Below are 14,503 nucleotides of genomic sequence, written 5' to 3'. Positions count from 1 at the left end.
CGCGCTAGGCCGCCAGCCGATACTCGAAGAACGGCCGCTCGCGGTCATCCAGGATGGCGTGTAGCGCGGCGAGATTGCCGGGATCGGGATTGAGCCAGGCGTCGACGTTCCGCGGCTTGATCGGGATGACGCAGCGATCGTGGCCGGCCGCCGCGACTTCCGGCGGGGGCTCGTCGGTAATTGCGGCAAACGAATAGAGATCCGGCTCGCCGCCCTCGCCCTTGTGGTGCGACCACAGGCAGGCGATCAGTAGATCCTGCGGCGGTTCGGGACGGAACTCCAGCACGACGCTCTGCTCCTTCTCGTCCGGGCCGAGCTCGCGGTGTTCCAGCCGATGCCGGGCCACGTGCTCATGAAAAGCCCGGATCGGCAGGATGCCGTGGCGATAGCCGAACAGCTGGCGCCACGCATTGTCGAGACTGTCGCGCCGCGCGTTGTACGTCCCCGGCTTTTTTCTCTCCATGGCAACGTCCCAGCCCGGCAACCGGCAGCGGTAGCGCATCGGCACGATCGCGCGCCGGCCCTCCATCACGATCATCACAGGGGCGTAATAACCCGGGAAGATCATGGCGTCCTCCGCGGTCGGCGCGGCGCGTTGCAGGTCGGCAAGGTTCTGCTGCAGCCGGGCGATCTTGTCGGTGGCGATGCGCAGCTCGTTCTCGGCCTTGCGCGTAGGCCGCCCGGCCAGCCCGCGTTCCGCTTCGGCCAGGCGCGCCTTCTGGCGGAACAGCTCCGCCTCCAATGCGTTCGCCTGTTCGCGGTCGCCCGCGGCGACCAGTGCGGCGAGATCGCGCTCCTCGTCCGAGCCGGCCTGCGCGAACGCCATGCGCATCGCCTTGGGCAGCTTTTGCCATTCCTGGTTCTTGCGCTTCTGCCAGAACAGTTCGAAGAACTGGTGAAGATTCATCAACGCGCCGTACTCGCGCGTGAATTTCCTGAAGTCGGCCTTGATCTGCGCCGCGTAGCACATCGGACTCTCCCTGTGGCGCCCACGATTGCGTCATCCTGGCAGGCTTGCGTGCGGCCGGACATCGGTATTGCGCCGAGGGTCGGTCCCGGCCCGCCACAGTCGCCTTCGCCCCAGAAAACCGCTCGCCAGCGCGATGCGGCCTATAATACTGTACATCCATACAGTATCTCTCCGCCGATGGAACTGCTCACCAAGCTGGAAATCCTGGCTGACGCCGCCAAGTACGACGCCTCGTGCGCCAGCAGCGGCGCGCCCAAACGGGATTCGCGCGGCAAGGGCGGCCTGGGCGCCAGTACCGGGGCCGGCATCTGCCACAGCTTCACGCCCGACGGGCGCTGCGTCTCGCTGCTCAAGATCCTGCTGACAAACTTCTGCCAGTACGACTGCCAGTACTGCGTGAACCGGCGCTCCAGCAACGTCCCCCGGGCGCGCTTCTCGCCGCGCGAGGTGGTCGACCTGACGCTGGACTTCTACCGGCGCAACTATATCGACGGGCTCTTCCTCAGCTCCGGCATCATCCGCAGCGCCGACTACACGATGGAGCAGCTGGTCCAAGTGGCGCGCTCGCTGCGGGACGAACACCAGTTCCGCGGCTATATCCATCTGAAGACGATTCCGGACGCCGATCCTCGGCTGATCTCGCAGGCCGGCCAGTATGCCGACCGGCTCAGCGTCAACATCGAACTGCCCACCGACGGCGGCCTGCAGCGGCTGGCGCCGGAGAAGAGCGCGCACACGATCAAGCGCGCCATGGGTTCGATCCGCCTCGCGCAGGAAGAGGCGGAGAGCGACAAGCAGGCGCCGGGGCGCGCGCCGGCCGGGCAAAGCACGCAGATGATCGTGGGCGCGGACGACGCCGACGACCGCACCATCCTGCAGACGGCCCAGACGCTGTACGGCGCGTACAAGCTCAAGCGGGTGTATTACTCGGCGTTCAGCCCGATTCCCGACAGCCCCTCCGGCCTGCCTGCGCAGGCGCCGCCGCTGATGCGCGAGCATCGGCTGTATCAGGCGGACTTCCTGATGCGCGGCTACGGCTTTCAGGCCGAGGAGCTGTTCCAGGTCGGCGGCGACCTGCCGCTGGACATCGACCCGAAGCTGGGCTGGGCGTTGGCCCATCGCGAGTCCTTTCCCGTCGACTTGAACCGCGCACCGCAGGCCTTGATCTCCCGGGTGCCCGGCATCGGCATGCGCAACGCAAAGCGGCTGGTGGAGCTGCGGCGCTCGCGCGCGATCCGCTATCAGGACCTGGTGCGCCTGCGCTGCCCGATGGACAAGGTCAAGCCTTTCATCGTGGTGCAGGACTACCGGCCGGCGCTGGCGGACCGGCCGTCGGAACAGTTGCGGCGGGCGCTGTCTCCGGCGCCCGTGCAGTTGCCCTTGCTATGAGCGGCGCAGGCTCGTCCGCGCTGGTGGTCGAAGGCGGCTACGCCGGCTGGCGCGCGGAGGCCTTGCGGGCGCTGGCCGCGGGCCGGCCGCCGGAGACGATCACATGGGTGGAGCGGGGTTCGGCCGGTGGTGCCGGTACGCAACAGCTGATGCTGCTCGACGCGCCGGCCGCCCCTGCGGCGCCGGTCCCTGGCGATGATGCGGCGTCGGCGGTATCCGCGTTGCCGCCGAATACCCCGGATGCCGCCCCGCAGGTCCGCGTCTCCAAGGCATTGGCCGCCCTGCTGCAGGAAGCGGCGCGCTATCGCTCGCCGCAACGCTGGGCCTTGCTGTATCGGGTGCTGTGGCGATGGTGCCAGGGCGATCGGGCGGTGGTCTCGCCCGCCGACGAAGACGGCGCGCGGCTGCAGGCGATGGCCAAGTCGGTGCGGCGCGCCCATCACGACATGATCGCGTACGTGCGTTTCCATCGGCGCAGCGGCCAAGGGATACCGGAGTACCTCGCCTGGTATGAGCCCGAGCACGACGTGCTGGCCGATGCCGCGGACCACTTCGCGCGGCGCATGGGCAGAGCGTCGTGGTGGATCGGCACGCCGCAGGGCGCGGCGCTGTGGGACGGCCACACGTTGCAGTTGTCCGATACCCCGGCCGATGCAGTGGTCGACGCGGTCGCCGGCGCCGATGTCGCCGCGCTGCGCTCCGGCGCGGCAGGCGACGACATCGAGCCGCTGTGGCTCGCCTATTACCGCAGCATCTTCAATCCGGCACGCCTGAACGAAGCCGCGCTGGAGCAGCACATGCCGGTGCGCTTCTGGAGGGGGCTCCCGGAGGGACGGCTGATACCGGCGATGATCGCCGAGGCAAGAACCGGCGCGCGCCGCGTCGCGCAGGCGGGCGCGGTCGGCAGCATGAAGGGCAAGGCGGTTGCGGTCGATGCCCAGGACGCGCAGCCGCTGCGGCCGCCGCCCTCTTCGCTGGACCAATGCCGCCGGTGCGAGCTCTGGCGCCATGCCACCCAGGCCGTGCCGGGCCACGGCCCGGAAACGGCTCGCATCATGCTGATTGGCGAACAGCCCGGCGACCACGAAGATCTGGCCGGCCGCGCCTTCGTCGGACCGGCCGGCAAGGTGCTCGACGAGGCGATGCGCCGCGCCGGCGTGCCGCCCGAGTCGGTGTTCGTCACCAATGCGGTCAAGCACTTCAAATGGATCGCGCGCGGCAAGCGGCGGCTGCACAAGACGCCAGCCCAGCGCGAGGTCGAGGCGTGCGCCCATTGGCTCGAGGAGGAACGGGCGCGGGTTCGGCCGGCGGTCATCGTCACGTTGGGCGCGACCGCGCTGGGCGCGATCCTCGGCCGAAAGGCGAGCCTGCAGGACTACCTGAACGCGCCGGTGCAACTTGGCGATGCCTGGCTGGTGGCGACCTGGCACCCGTCCTATGCTCTGCGCGTCGATGACCCGGCCGAGCGCGAGGACATCGTCTCGGCCATCGGGCAGGCCATCGCGCGGAGCCGCGAACTCGCCACGGCGGCTACCCCGCCATCGCCGCCGTCGCCTTCTGCTGCAGAAACGCAATGAGCGTCGACACGGCGCGCGTCTGGTAGCGGGCCGGCATGTAGAGCAGATACATCGTGGTCCGCAGGAACGCCAGGTCTCGCGCCGGCAATGGCAAACGCACCAGGGTCCCGGCGGCCAGGTCGCTGGCGACCATGTACTGCGGCACCAGTCCCACGCCGATTCCCTGAAGAATCGCGTCGCGCAGGAAGAAGAAGTTGGCCGACATCAGCCTAGGGCGGATGTGCGGCTGCCCGCCTGCCGTTCCCGCCAGCCCGGCCAGCCGCAGCCGCTCGCCGGTCAATTCCGAGGTGATCAGCGGCAGGTCCCGGAACTGCTCGAGCGAGCGCGGCATGCCGACCTCGCGGGCCAGCTCCGGCGTCGCGCAGGCAACGTACTCGATGTCCCCCAGGCTGCGCGCCACCGCATTGGTCGGCGTCTCGCCCATCACGCGGATGGAAAAGTCCACTGCGCCCTTGATCAGGTCCTCGATGTCGTTGTCGAAGATCACGTTCAGCGTGATGGCCGGATACATCCGCATGAATTCGATGAACCATGCCGACATCGTGTGCTGGCCGAAGCCGCTGGGCACGGCGAGGCGCACCGTACCGCCGAGCCGCTTGCCCAGGCTTTGTACGGACTCCCGCGCCGCCATCAATTCCTGCCGGATCGCGCGGCCGTGTTCGTAGAGCTGCCGGCCCAGTTCGGTCGGTTCGAGCTGGCGGGTGCTGCGCCGGAGCAGTTCCGCACCCAACTGCCGCTCGAAATGGTTCAGGCGCTTGCTGACGTTGGCCCGGCTCATGCCCAGCTGCCTCGCGGCCCGACTCAGGTTGCCGGCATCGATGATGTCGACCAGCAACGACAGCGCGCTCAAATCCATTGTCAACCCCAAGTTGTCATCTATGTTGATTTTCCGTTGCAATTGTCAATCTTTATCAACATATAGACAATCTGCGCTGACCGAAATCAACCGGACGTCCCCGAACGGGACGCTGCTGAATGCATCAGGAAAACAAGGGCGCATCGCTGCCGCTGGCCGGCGTGCGGGTACTGGACCTGTCGCGCGTGCTGGCGGGGCCGATGTGCGCGATGGCGCTGGCCGACCTCGGCGCCGACGTCATCAAGGTCGAGCACCCCGCGCGCGGCGACGACACCCGCGACTGGGGCCTGCGGATCGGCACGCGCAATACCTCGTACTTCAACAGCGCCAACCGCAACAAGCGCTCGGTCACGCTGGACCTGCAGAGCGAAGACGGACTGAAGCTGGCCCGAGAACTGGCCGCGCGCAGCGATGTGGTGATCCAGAACTTCAAGGTCGGCGGCGCGGAAAAGCTGGGCCTGGGCTACGAGCAACTGGCGGCGCTCAATCCCCGTCTGGTGTACTGCTCGATCTCCGGCTATGCGCGCTTCACGCCCGAGGCCGAACGGCCGGGCTACGACCTGGTCGTGCAGGGCGAGGCCGGTGTGATGGCGACCAATGGCGAGGCTGGACAGGGCCCGTTGAAATTCGGCGTGGCCGCGGTGGACATGTTCACCGGCATGTATTCCGCGCAGGCCATCCTGGCCGCGTTGTATGCGCGGCAATCGACCGGACGCGGGCGCCATGTGCAGATGGCCCTGTACGACTGCGGCCTGATGATTACCTCGTACTACGGCATGGAGGCCCTGCTGCAGGGCGAAGACCCGGCCAAGTTCGGCAATGCGCATCCGTCCATCGTGCCCTACGGCGTGTTCGATGCCGCCGATGGTCCGTTGGTGATCACGGTCGGCAACAACGGGCAATTCCAGCGATTCTGCCGCGACGTGATCGGCCGCCCCGAGTGGGCCGAGGACGAACGCTTCGCCACCAATACGGCGCGCTCGCAGCATCGCGACATCCTGCTGCCGCAATTGCGCGAAGCGCTGCGCCAGTTCACGCGCGCGGACCTGCTGCAGCGCCTTGCCGCCGCGCAGATTCCCTGCGGCGAAGTGCTGGGCATGTTCGAGGCCCTGCAATCGCAGCGCACCGCGCAGGCCGGTCTGCTGCATCGCTACGAGGACAGCGAGGCCGGCACGCAGGCGGTGCTGGCACCGCCGTATGCGATCGACGGCCAGCGCATGCCGGTGCGCATGCCGCCGCCGCATATGGGCGAGCACACGCAGGAAGTCTTCCGCGAACTGCTGCAGCTGGACGATGCACAGCTCGCGGACCTGCGGGCCCGCGGCGTCATCTGACCGAAGACATTTTCAATAGACGGAGACAAGACCCATGAACAAGCCGACCTTCAGCCGCCGCCAGATGCTCCAGGCGGGCGCTGCCGCCTCGCTCGCGGCGATGATGCCCGCCGCCCTCGCCAAAAACGGCTGGCCCGACAAGATCATCAAGATGGTGGTGGCCTTCCCCGCCGGGGGGCCGACCGATACCGCCGCGCGCATCGTGGCGCAGAAGCTCTCCGAGCGCCTCGCTCAGCAGGTCATCATCGAAAACAAGCCGGGCGCCTCCGGCTCGATCGGCACCGCCAGCTTCATCAAGAGCGCGCCGGACGGGCACAACCTGTCGATGTTCGGCATGCCGGCCCTGCTGGCCCCGCTGATGTACAACAACAACGCGTATGACGTGAAGAAGGACTTCCAGTCCGTCGCCACCGTCTACGTGCTGCCGATGGCCATCGTCATCAATCCGAACGTGGTGCCGGGCGTCGAGACGCTGGCGGACCTGATCCGCTTTGCCAAGGCCAGCAAGACGCCGCTGAACTACACCAGCTCCGGTACCGGCAGCTTCGGCCATCTGGCGATGGAGCAGCTCAAGGACCTCGGCGGCTTCGACATGCTGCACGTGCCTTACCGCGGCAGCGCGCCGGCGGTCGCCGATCTGCTCGGCGGCCAGGTCGGCACGATGTTCGCCGATGTCGTCGCGGCACTGCCTCATATCCGCGCCGGCAAGCTCAAGGCGATCGCGCTGAGCTCGCCCAATGCCAAGCTCCTGCTGCCGGGCGTGAAGACGATCTCCGAGCAAGGCTTCCGCGGCTTCGACTTCGACTCGTGGGGCGGCCTGATTGCGCCGCTGAATACGCCGCAGCCGATCGTCGAGCGGATCGCCAGCGAAACGCGCGACATCCTGTCCAACGACAAGGAGCTGCAGCAGAAGCTGGTGACGGCCGGCGCAATCGCATCGTTCCAGGACAGCAAGCAGATGCAGGCGCGGCTCAACAAGGACTACGACCGCTGGAGCGCCATCGTCAAGGCAAAGGGCATCAGCGCGACGTAAGCGGCGTCACGTAAGCAGCTCCACAAAGCGGCTCCACGCAAGCGACGGCGCTATCGTGCCGTCGCAAGGTGCGCGTTGACCTTGACGATGGGCGGGTCGTCGATTCGCGCCGGATCCCAGACGATCTCGTCGACCTTGCCCGGCTCGAACAGCATGCAGATCGTCGAGCCGCCGTACTGGAAGTAGCCGAGTTCCTCGCCCTTGGCGACGCGCTGGCCGGGCACCACGTCGATCATGCACGACGACACCTCGCCCATGCCGACGAACACGCAGGCGATCTGCCCGATGGCGGGGTCGTCGGCCTCGATGACGATCACCGCGCGGGTCGCCATCGCGGTGGTGTAGCCCTGCGAATCGTTGAGCCCCTCGGGGTCGGGCCCCTGCGCCTCGGCGCTGGAATAGTAGGTGCCGGCCAGGTTGTAGGCCTTGACGACGGTGCCGCGCACCGGCGCATGCCAGCGGTGATAGCTGTAGGCGTTCAGGAAGGCCTGATAGACCGTGCCGCCGACGAAGCGGCGCGCCAGCGCTTCCTCGTGAGGGCCGACCATGTCGCGCAGCGAGTACGGCTGCGACTTGATCCAGAAATCGTCGACCAGCTTGACGTCGCGGCGCAATTCGTAGGGCTTGGCCTCGCACGGGCTGACGATGATCTTGTCGTCGTCGGCGCTCTCCACGGGCCGCTCGCCCTCCCGAAAACGCCGCGTGAAGAAGTCGTTCCAGGACAGAAAACCCCAGTACGGCAGCTCGGGATGCGCGATGAACTGCGACAGTCCGATCTTCGCGTCCGCCTCCGGACTGAACCAGCCGTCGGGGGATTTGGTGTTCAGATGCGCCCGGGAATGCGGACCGCCGAGGAACGCGGACCAGGACGTCAGCACGCGCCGCATCTGCTTGTTGAACACCGGGTGGCGAAACACCGCATAGCCGGACGGCATGCACATCGGCCAGTCGAAGACCGCATTGATGGGACACACCACCAGGCTGCTGTCGCTGAATGGCGGCGCGTACGACATCAGGTAGTCGACGACCTGCATCAGCTCGTCGATATTGCGATAACCCAGTGCATAACCCGCGTCGATCGCCTCTTCGATCGCGCGCGTCATGCCCATGCGCAGCGTGGCGTCGTCGCGCAGCAGCGTGTGCATGGCACGTACCGCTTCGGATCGGGGACCGCCGTTGGCGCGCTCCCTTGCCTGCCGGCACAACTGCAGCCGGAACGCCGCCACGGCCGATTCGTCGGCGGGCAGCCAGTTGCCCAGCCGCTTGCGCTGGTCGAGCGGGGCAGAAGACGCGTTCTGTGAAGGCATGGTGTTGCTGGGCAAGATGGGGATGATGCCGATCAGTATGCGCAGCGCGGCCTGCGCATGTCATCGGTGCGCGTCCGACAAAACGCCTTCTACCTGTGCTGCCTGGGGTGCCTGTGCTGCCTGGGGTGTCCGCGCTAATAACTCCTTAAACCGATATCGGCACCATCGACACCGTTGGACGCCGGCCCTCGGCGCCCCGTGACAGCAAGGTGGCTCGTGCCGATTCCCATGCTTCCTCCTCGTTCCGCGATGTCCGCGCCCGCAACGTCCGCAGCGCCAGACGGCAGCCCCGCATCCGCCAGAGACGGTCCCTGCCTTTGCCTGCGTTGCCGGACGCTTGCCCTGGCACGCGCGAATCCGGCGCGCCCCCTCGCCCATCCTGCCGATCTTCCGATCCACTCCCGCCTGACGAATCAACAATGAACGGAACCCTACCCCTTCGCCGCGCAACCGCTCTTCGATATCCGGCCGCCACCGCGGCCATCGCCGTGCTCGCAAGCCTGTGGACCCCACAGGCAAGCGCACAGGGCACGGATGCCGCCCTCCAGCCCGGCGAATCGCAATGGGGCCTCGGTGTCGGCGCCGCGGCGCGGCGCAAGCCCTATCGCGATGTCGGCACGGATTACCGGGTGATTCCCGTGCTGTCGTACGAGAACCGATGGCTGCATGTGTACGGCCTCGGCGCAGACCTGAAGCTGCCGTCGCTGGGGCCCGTATCGTTCCGGCTGCGCACGCGCTACGGTCTGAGCGACGGCTATGAAGCCTCCGACTCGGGGGCGCTCGAAGGCATGGCCGACCGCAACGCCAGGCTGTGGTTCGGCGGCGCCGCGATCTGGCACAACGACATTGCCAATGTCTCGGCCGAATGGCTCGGCTCCGCCGATGGCCACAAGGCCACCCTGCAGATCAGCCGCGGCTTTCAGTACGGCAATTTCCGCTTGACGCCGCACGTATCGGCGCAATGGCTCAGCACCGAGAACGTGGACTACTACTACGGCGTCAGAGCATCGGAGGCACGGATCGGCAGGCCGCAATATCAGGGCGATTCGACGGTCAACTTCAGTGCGGGCCTGCGGGTCGACTACCGCCTCGCGCGGCATCACGGGCTGTTTCTGGACGTCAGCGCGACGCGCCTGGGCTCGGCGATCAAGGACAGCCCGATTGTCGACCGCTCCAATATGACGACCGTGCAGGTCGGCTACCTGTACCGGTTCTGAACGTCAGCCTCGTCAAGACATCGGCTCGGCCTGCGCGAAGGCGACCCGTACGCGGAAGCCGCGCCCGTCCAGACCGGGGCCGGTCTCGATGGTCGCGCCATGCGATTGCGCAATGGTCGCCACCAGCGACAGGCCGATGCCGCTGCCGCGTACGCGATTGCCGCTGGCGCGGTGAAATCGCCGGAAGATCGCCTGGCGTTCGTCTTCCGGAACGCCCGGGCCATCGTCCGCGACCTCCAGATAGACGGGACCGCCAGCGTCGTGGCTCGCGGTGCCGCAGCCAATGTGGACGCGGCCGCCCGGCGTCGTGTAGCGCAGCGCATTGTCGACGAGATTGCGCAGCAGGATGCCGATCTCGTCGATATTGCAGGCGATGCGGCCACCGCGGGTTTGCACGGACAGTTGGCGGGATTGCAGTTCCGCCTGAACCTCGAATTCGCTGACCACATGCAGCACCAGATCTTCGAGGTCCGCCGGCTCATGCGGCGCCTGGCCGCAGGCGTTCAGACGGGCAAGGTCGAGCAGCTGTTCGGAAAGCCGCGTGGTGCGTTTGGCGGTGGCCAGCACCTTTTCCAGCGCCGTGTCCTTGTCCTTGCCGGTCGCGGCACGAAGCGCGATTTCGACCTGCGCCTGCAGCGCCGACAACGGCGTGCGCAGTTCGTGCGCGGCGTCCCCGATGAAACGGCGCTCGCTCTCCACGGCGTGGTCGAGCTGCGCCAGCACGCGGTTGAACGACTGCACCAGCGGTTGCAGTTCGGTCGGCAGAGACGTGGACGGCAGCGGTGTCAGGTCGAACGTCGTCCGATCGCGCACCAGCCGCTCCAGCGCCGCGACGGGCTTCAGCGAACGGCGCATGGTGTGCCACAACAGCACGCCGACCAGTGCGAGCAGCACGCTGTTGGCCAGCAGCGCCTGCATCGTGGCGTCGCGTACCTCGGCATTGATGACCTCGTGCGGGATCCCTACCTGCGCCTGCATGGTGCCGGTGCTGTCGGAGACCGCGTACACGCGCCAGCGTTCGCCGTCGATGACACGCGTGGCGAAGCCGTCGATAAAGTCGGGCTTCAGCGCGGCAGCCGGCGTATTGGCCTGGGCGCGCGGACGGGGGCTCTGTACGGTCAGCAGCTTCTGCTGGGACCATATCTGGATCACGAGGTCGAATTCGGGCGAGCCATCGTCGTCGCGCACCTCCCGGCCGGGCCCGACCAGATTGAACGCCTTCTTGTTCGCCGGCAGTGCGCGCACGATGCGGGCGGCGAAGGCCTGCAGCTTGTCGTCCCAGATGCTGGAACGGCTGTGCTGCAGATAGACCATCAGCGCGGCCAGCGACACCACCCAGCACAGCACGATGACGCCGACCATCACCGCCAGCAGCCGGCCCTGCAGCGACTTCATGCGCCGGCCTCGCCGATCAGGTAGCCATGTCCGTGGACCGTCGTGATCAGGCCCTCGCCGAGCTTGCGGCGCAACTGATGGATGAAGACGGCGATGGTATTGCTTTCGATGGCGCCGGCATTGCCGTACACCACGCGCTCCAGGTGTTCGCGCGTCACGACCCTGCCCGGCCGTTCCAGCAAGGCCAGCAGTGTCCGGTATTCCTGCGCGCTCAGCGGAACGCGCGCGCCCGCCCGCGTGACCAGCCGGCGGCTGCGATCGAGCTCGATCTCGCCCCAGCTGAATACCGGCACCACCCTGCCCTGGCTGCGCCGGATCACCGCGCGGACCCGGGCCCACAGTTCGTCGATCTGGAACGGCTTGACGAGATAGTCGTCGGCACCGGCATCGAGCCCTTCGATCCGCTCGCTCAACTGCCCGCGCGCTGTCAGCATCAGCACGGGCGTGACGTCGTAGCCGGCGCGCATGGCCCGAAGGACGGTCAAGCCCGATTCGCCCGGCAGCCCGATATCCAGCAGGACCGCCGAGTACGCATGGTCCACCAGCGCCGCGCGGGCCGCAGCGGCGTCATCGGCATGATCGATATGCCAGCCGTTCTGACGAGCGCCATCGCAAATGGCTTCGGCCAGCATGGGATCGTCTTCAACCAGCAGCAAGTCCATGACGCCTGTCATGCAAGAATCCAATCGAGAATCGCCAGGCGGGCGATCATGGCGAATGGACATTAAGGTTCCATTAACGCCGATAAAGCGGCCATCGGCCGCGGTCCGCAGGCGGTCCGGCACCGCGCGATTCTAGCCGACACCAGGCTTCAATACGGGTAAGCCCTTAATGCGGTGCGCACCCGCGCAGGGCATGTCTGCATTGTTCTAGGTAGTCCCCCGTACCCCGCGCGTTATCCATCGCAGGGCATACGCCCCACTTCGGCACGCCGCTTGCCTTTTGCAAGAAAACGGCATAGTTTTCCTCTTGCTTATCGACCGAACAGCCTTTTCGTCGATGGGCACGAGGGGTCGAGAATCAGCCTGACAAAGCGCGGACACCGAACTCGCGCAGCGGGCCGATTCGATAAATCGAACTGGGAGGAATCGATTTGTCTTGGCGGCGTCGGCATCTTGTTCGACGCCGCCTCGGTGTTTCGTCGGCGGCCATCCCGTCAGGTTGCCGAACCCGAATACGACCGGCTCTTGGGCACCCCCTCGATGATCCATTTGCCCCCACGTGTGCAAAGCCTGACGATCCGCATGCGGACGGTCGCGCTGTCGGCCGCCTTCATGCTGGTGGTGTTTGTATTGGTGACCTGGGCGGTCTCGTACCAGATGGTCAGCCATTCTCGGCAGGACCGGCAGCAGGTACAGGCGGTCTACGTGGCCAGCAAGGAAAAGGAGCTGCGTCACTACGTCGAGCTCGGGCACGCCACGCTGACCCGTATCGCGCACGGCAGCGGCGAGGAAGCGGACCTGCAGCGGCAGGCGCTCGCCGCCCTGTCCCGCATGCACTTCGGCAACGACGGCTACTTCTTTGTTTACGACCGCCTCGGCAATGTGCTGCTGAACCCGGGCAGCATGGGAATCGAAGGCGTCGATTTCTGCGATCCGGCCGATGCCGGCAGCGACCAGGCCATGTTGCTGATCAACAAGGCGCGCTCCGGCGGCGGCATTGTTCGATACAACTGGATCAAGCCCTCCTCCCGCACCGAGGCGCCCAAGATGTCCTATGTGCGGACGGCCGAGCAATGGGGATGGATCCTCGGCGCCGGCCTCTACATGGACGACATCGAACGCGAGCTGGCGGCATTCGACGCCAACGCCGCCCGCACGCTGCGCGATACGCAGATACGGATCAGCGCCTTCGCGCTGGGATCGATCATGCTGATCAGCCTCGGCGGCCTGGCCTTGAACCTGCACAACTCGCGGATTTCGGGAGAGAAGCTGCGGCGCCTGGCGCGGCGGGTGGTCAGTTCGCAGGAAGAGGAGCGCGCCCGCGTTGCACGCGAGCTGCACGACGGCGTGGTGCAGGTGCTGGTGTCGTCCAAGTACCTGCTGGAGACGGCGCAGGTCCATCTGGAGCAGGACCAGAAACGCGACGGGAAACTGGACCCGAGACAAGACCCAGGACAGGACCCGAACCGGGACCCGCCGCCAGCGCGCCGCCACGCCCCGCAGGAACTGCTGGCGCAGGGCCTGGGCCGCCTGCAGGAGGCGCTGATCGAGATCCGGCGCGTGTCGCATGGCCTGCATCCGGCCTTGCTGAGCGACCTTGGCCTGGCCGCCGCGCTGCGCATGCTGGTTGAACAGCTGCGGCCGCAGTGCCCTGTCGATCTGCGCTTCACCGAGCAAGGGCCGATCCCGGCGCTGTCCGAAGGCCAGGCCACAGCGCTGTTTCGCGTCGCACAGGAAGCCTTGAACAACGCCCTGACTCACGCCCATGCCGGCTGGGTGCAGATTGCGCTGACCGGCACCGACCGCCATGTCGAGCTGACGATCGAGGACAACGGCCGCGGCTTCGATCTGAAGAAGGTGCGGGCCGACCGCCAGGGCGGCATCGGCCTGCGCAATATGCGCGAACGGATCGAAAGCCTGGAGGACAGCGACTTCGCGATCCATACCGGACCCGACGGCACGCGCGTCGCGGCGCGCCTGACGTTGCGCCCCATCGAGCCCCGGATCCAGACCGATCGCCTGACCGACCATCACGCCGACATCCGGGCCGACATCCAGGCCACCGCCCCGCTTGCAAGGAGCCCTGCTGCATGACCTCGAACCTTCGTGTCCTGCTCGTCGATGACCATCCCTTTGTGCTCGACGGCGTTCGTCTGCGTCTGGAGGCGACCGGAGAGATGACGGTGGTCGGCGAGGCGTCCAACGTGGAGGACGCCATCGCGCTGGCCGCGCAGCGGCAGCCCGATCTGGTTGTCTCAGACATCCACATGCCCGACGCCAATGGCCTGCAGCTTGCCACGCGCTTTGCCGAGCGGTTTCCGTCGATACGGGTCGTCGCTCTGTCGATGCACAAGGACCCGGAGTACGTGCGCCGTGCCTTCGCGCTGGGGATCGCCGCCTACGTCCTCAAGGAAGCGCCCGCGCACGAGCTCGTCACCGCGATTCGCACGGTGGCTGCCGGCGGCACTTACCTGAACCCCGAATTGCAGGCGTTCCTGCAGACCGACGAGCCGCCTGCTTCGTCGCGCCGGACGCTGACGCCCAAGGAAGCCACGGTGCTGAAGCTGGTGGCCGAGGGCTACTCCAACAAGGAGATCGCCGAACGGCTCGGCACCTCGGTACGCACGGTCGAGACACACCGTCTGCATGTACGGCGCAAGCTGCAGGTCGGTGGACGCGCCGAGCTCGTCAAGTACGCGGTTCATTTCTCCGATCTGCATGCGATCGGATTGGCCGACGAGGCATTAGCGGCGGACTGCTGAC

The 14,503-nt window shown here is 66.9% G+C and carries 12 protein-coding genes; 7 read left to right on the top strand and 5 right to left on the bottom strand.

Translation table 11 applies throughout. The features are described 5' to 3' along the window. Positions 1 to 4: 4 nt before the first annotated feature. Positions 5 to 970 carry an SOS response-associated peptidase family protein gene (locus J5T34_RS20830; protein ID WP_208582662.1) on the bottom strand — a complete coding sequence of 322 codons (966 nt, stop codon included), beginning with the start codon at positions 968 to 970 and terminating at the stop codon, positions 5 to 7. Positions 971 to 1,147: 177 nt separating this feature from the next. Between J5T34_RS20830 and J5T34_RS20825 the strand changes: the two genes are divergently transcribed. Both J5T34_RS20825 and J5T34_RS20820 read left to right on the top strand, forming a co-directional pair. After that, positions 1,148 to 2,359, top strand: a complete 1,212-nt coding sequence (locus J5T34_RS20825) for a putative DNA modification/repair radical SAM protein (protein ID WP_208582660.1) — start codon at positions 1,148 to 1,150, stop codon at positions 2,357 to 2,359. Next, positions 2,356 to 3,936 carry a UdgX family uracil-DNA binding protein gene (locus J5T34_RS20820; RefSeq protein ID WP_208582659.1) on the top strand — a complete coding sequence of 527 codons (1,581 nt, stop codon included), beginning with the start codon at positions 2,356 to 2,358 and terminating at the stop codon, positions 3,934 to 3,936. The genes J5T34_RS20825 and J5T34_RS20820 overlap by 4 nt, the downstream gene beginning before the upstream one ends. Here J5T34_RS20820 and J5T34_RS20815 read toward each other — a convergent pair. Further along, positions 3,890 to 4,792 (bottom strand): LysR family transcriptional regulator, encoded by a 903-nt coding sequence (locus J5T34_RS20815; protein ID WP_208582657.1) that lies wholly within the window; start codon positions 4,790 to 4,792, stop codon positions 3,890 to 3,892. The two genes, J5T34_RS20820 and J5T34_RS20815, sit on opposite strands and share 47 nt — an antisense overlap. A gap of 119 nt (positions 4,793 to 4,911) precedes the next feature. On the opposite strand from J5T34_RS20815, the gene J5T34_RS20810 reads away from it, so the two are divergent. Together J5T34_RS20810 and J5T34_RS20805 are read left to right on the top strand one after the other, a co-directional pair. Then, complete coding sequence (locus tag J5T34_RS20810; RefSeq protein ID WP_208582654.1) at positions 4,912 to 6,126, top strand: CaiB/BaiF CoA transferase family protein; 1,215 nt, start codon at positions 4,912 to 4,914, stop codon at positions 6,124 to 6,126. Positions 6,127 to 6,160: 34 nt separating this feature from the next. After that, complete coding sequence (locus J5T34_RS20805; RefSeq protein WP_208582652.1) at positions 6,161 to 7,159, top strand: tripartite tricarboxylate transporter substrate binding protein; 999 nt, start codon at positions 6,161 to 6,163, stop codon at positions 7,157 to 7,159. A gap of 50 nt (positions 7,160 to 7,209) precedes the next feature. On the opposite strand, the gene J5T34_RS20800 is transcribed toward J5T34_RS20805, so the two are convergent. Continuing rightward, the gene (locus J5T34_RS20800) at positions 7,210 to 8,466 is read right to left on the bottom strand and encodes a phosphatidylserine decarboxylase family protein (protein ID WP_208582650.1); all 1,257 of its coding nucleotides are present in this window, start codon (positions 8,464 to 8,466) and stop codon (positions 7,210 to 7,212) included. A gap of 419 nt (positions 8,467 to 8,885) precedes the next feature. Between J5T34_RS20800 and J5T34_RS20795 the strand changes: the two genes are divergently transcribed. Next, entirely contained in the window at positions 8,886 to 9,683 is a 798-nt protein-coding gene (locus J5T34_RS20795) for a MipA/OmpV family protein (protein WP_208582648.1), read from the top strand. A 12-nt stretch (positions 9,684 to 9,695) separates the two neighbouring features. On the opposite strand, the gene J5T34_RS20790 is transcribed toward J5T34_RS20795, so the two are convergent. Together J5T34_RS20790 and J5T34_RS20785 are read right to left on the bottom strand one after the other, a co-directional pair. Beyond that, positions 9,696 to 11,078, bottom strand: coding sequence for a sensor histidine kinase (locus J5T34_RS20790; protein ID WP_208582646.1), 1,383 nt, complete (start codon positions 11,076 to 11,078; stop codon positions 9,696 to 9,698). Continuing rightward, on the bottom strand, positions 11,075 to 11,740 hold the full coding sequence (locus J5T34_RS20785) for a response regulator transcription factor (protein WP_208582705.1): 666 nt from the start codon (positions 11,738 to 11,740) through the stop codon (positions 11,075 to 11,077). The genes J5T34_RS20790 and J5T34_RS20785 overlap by 4 nt, the downstream gene beginning before the upstream one ends. 540 nt (positions 11,741 to 12,280) lie before the next feature. On the opposite strand from J5T34_RS20785, the gene J5T34_RS20780 reads away from it, so the two are divergent. Together J5T34_RS20780 and J5T34_RS20775 are read left to right on the top strand one after the other, a co-directional pair. Continuing rightward, positions 12,281 to 13,834: a cache domain-containing protein gene (locus tag J5T34_RS20780; protein ID WP_244259115.1), complete on the top strand. Its 1,554-nt coding sequence runs from the start codon at positions 12,281 to 12,283 to the stop codon at positions 13,832 to 13,834. Beyond that, complete coding sequence (locus J5T34_RS20775; protein WP_208582644.1) at positions 13,831 to 14,502, top strand: response regulator; 672 nt, start codon at positions 13,831 to 13,833, stop codon at positions 14,500 to 14,502. The genes J5T34_RS20780 and J5T34_RS20775 overlap by 4 nt, the downstream gene beginning before the upstream one ends. Position 14,503: the final 1 nt, after the last annotated feature.

Source organism: Cupriavidus gilardii, assembly GCF_017598945.1.
GTDB classification, from domain to species: domain Bacteria; phylum Pseudomonadota; class Gammaproteobacteria; order Burkholderiales; family Burkholderiaceae; genus Cupriavidus; species Cupriavidus gilardii_E.
Note: the sequence above shows the minus strand (reverse complement) of the source record. Positions and strands in the feature narration are given on the sequence as shown.

Excerpts from the sequence above, each read along its gene's own strand:
- J5T34_RS20830 (WP_208582662.1), bottom strand. The coding sequence starts at position 970 with ATGTGCTACGCGGCGCAGATCAAGGCCGACTTCAGGAAATTCACGCGC.
- J5T34_RS20825 (WP_208582660.1), top strand. The coding sequence starts at position 1,148 with ATGGAACTGCTCACCAAGCTGGAAATCCTGGCTGACGCCGCCAAGTAC.
- J5T34_RS20820 (WP_208582659.1), top strand. The coding sequence starts at position 2,356 with ATGAGCGGCGCAGGCTCGTCCGCGCTGGTGGTCGAAGGCGGCTACGCC.
- J5T34_RS20815 (WP_208582657.1), bottom strand. The coding sequence starts at position 4,792 with ATGGATTTGAGCGCGCTGTCGTTGCTGGTCGACATCATCGATGCCGGC.
- J5T34_RS20810 (WP_208582654.1), top strand. The coding sequence starts at position 4,912 with ATGCATCAGGAAAACAAGGGCGCATCGCTGCCGCTGGCCGGCGTGCGG.
- J5T34_RS20805 (WP_208582652.1), top strand. The coding sequence starts at position 6,161 with ATGAACAAGCCGACCTTCAGCCGCCGCCAGATGCTCCAGGCGGGCGCT.
- J5T34_RS20800 (WP_208582650.1), bottom strand. The coding sequence starts at position 8,466 with ATGCCTTCACAGAACGCGTCTTCTGCCCCGCTCGACCAGCGCAAGCGG.
- J5T34_RS20795 (WP_208582648.1), top strand. The coding sequence starts at position 8,886 with ATGAACGGAACCCTACCCCTTCGCCGCGCAACCGCTCTTCGATATCCG.
- J5T34_RS20790 (WP_208582646.1), bottom strand. The coding sequence starts at position 11,078 with ATGAAGTCGCTGCAGGGCCGGCTGCTGGCGGTGATGGTCGGCGTCATC.
- J5T34_RS20785 (WP_208582705.1), bottom strand. The coding sequence starts at position 11,740 with ATGGACTTGCTGCTGGTTGAAGACGATCCCATGCTGGCCGAAGCCATT.
- J5T34_RS20780 (WP_244259115.1), top strand. The coding sequence starts at position 12,281 with ATGATCCATTTGCCCCCACGTGTGCAAAGCCTGACGATCCGCATGCGG.
- J5T34_RS20775 (WP_208582644.1), top strand. The coding sequence starts at position 13,831 with ATGACCTCGAACCTTCGTGTCCTGCTCGTCGATGACCATCCCTTTGTG.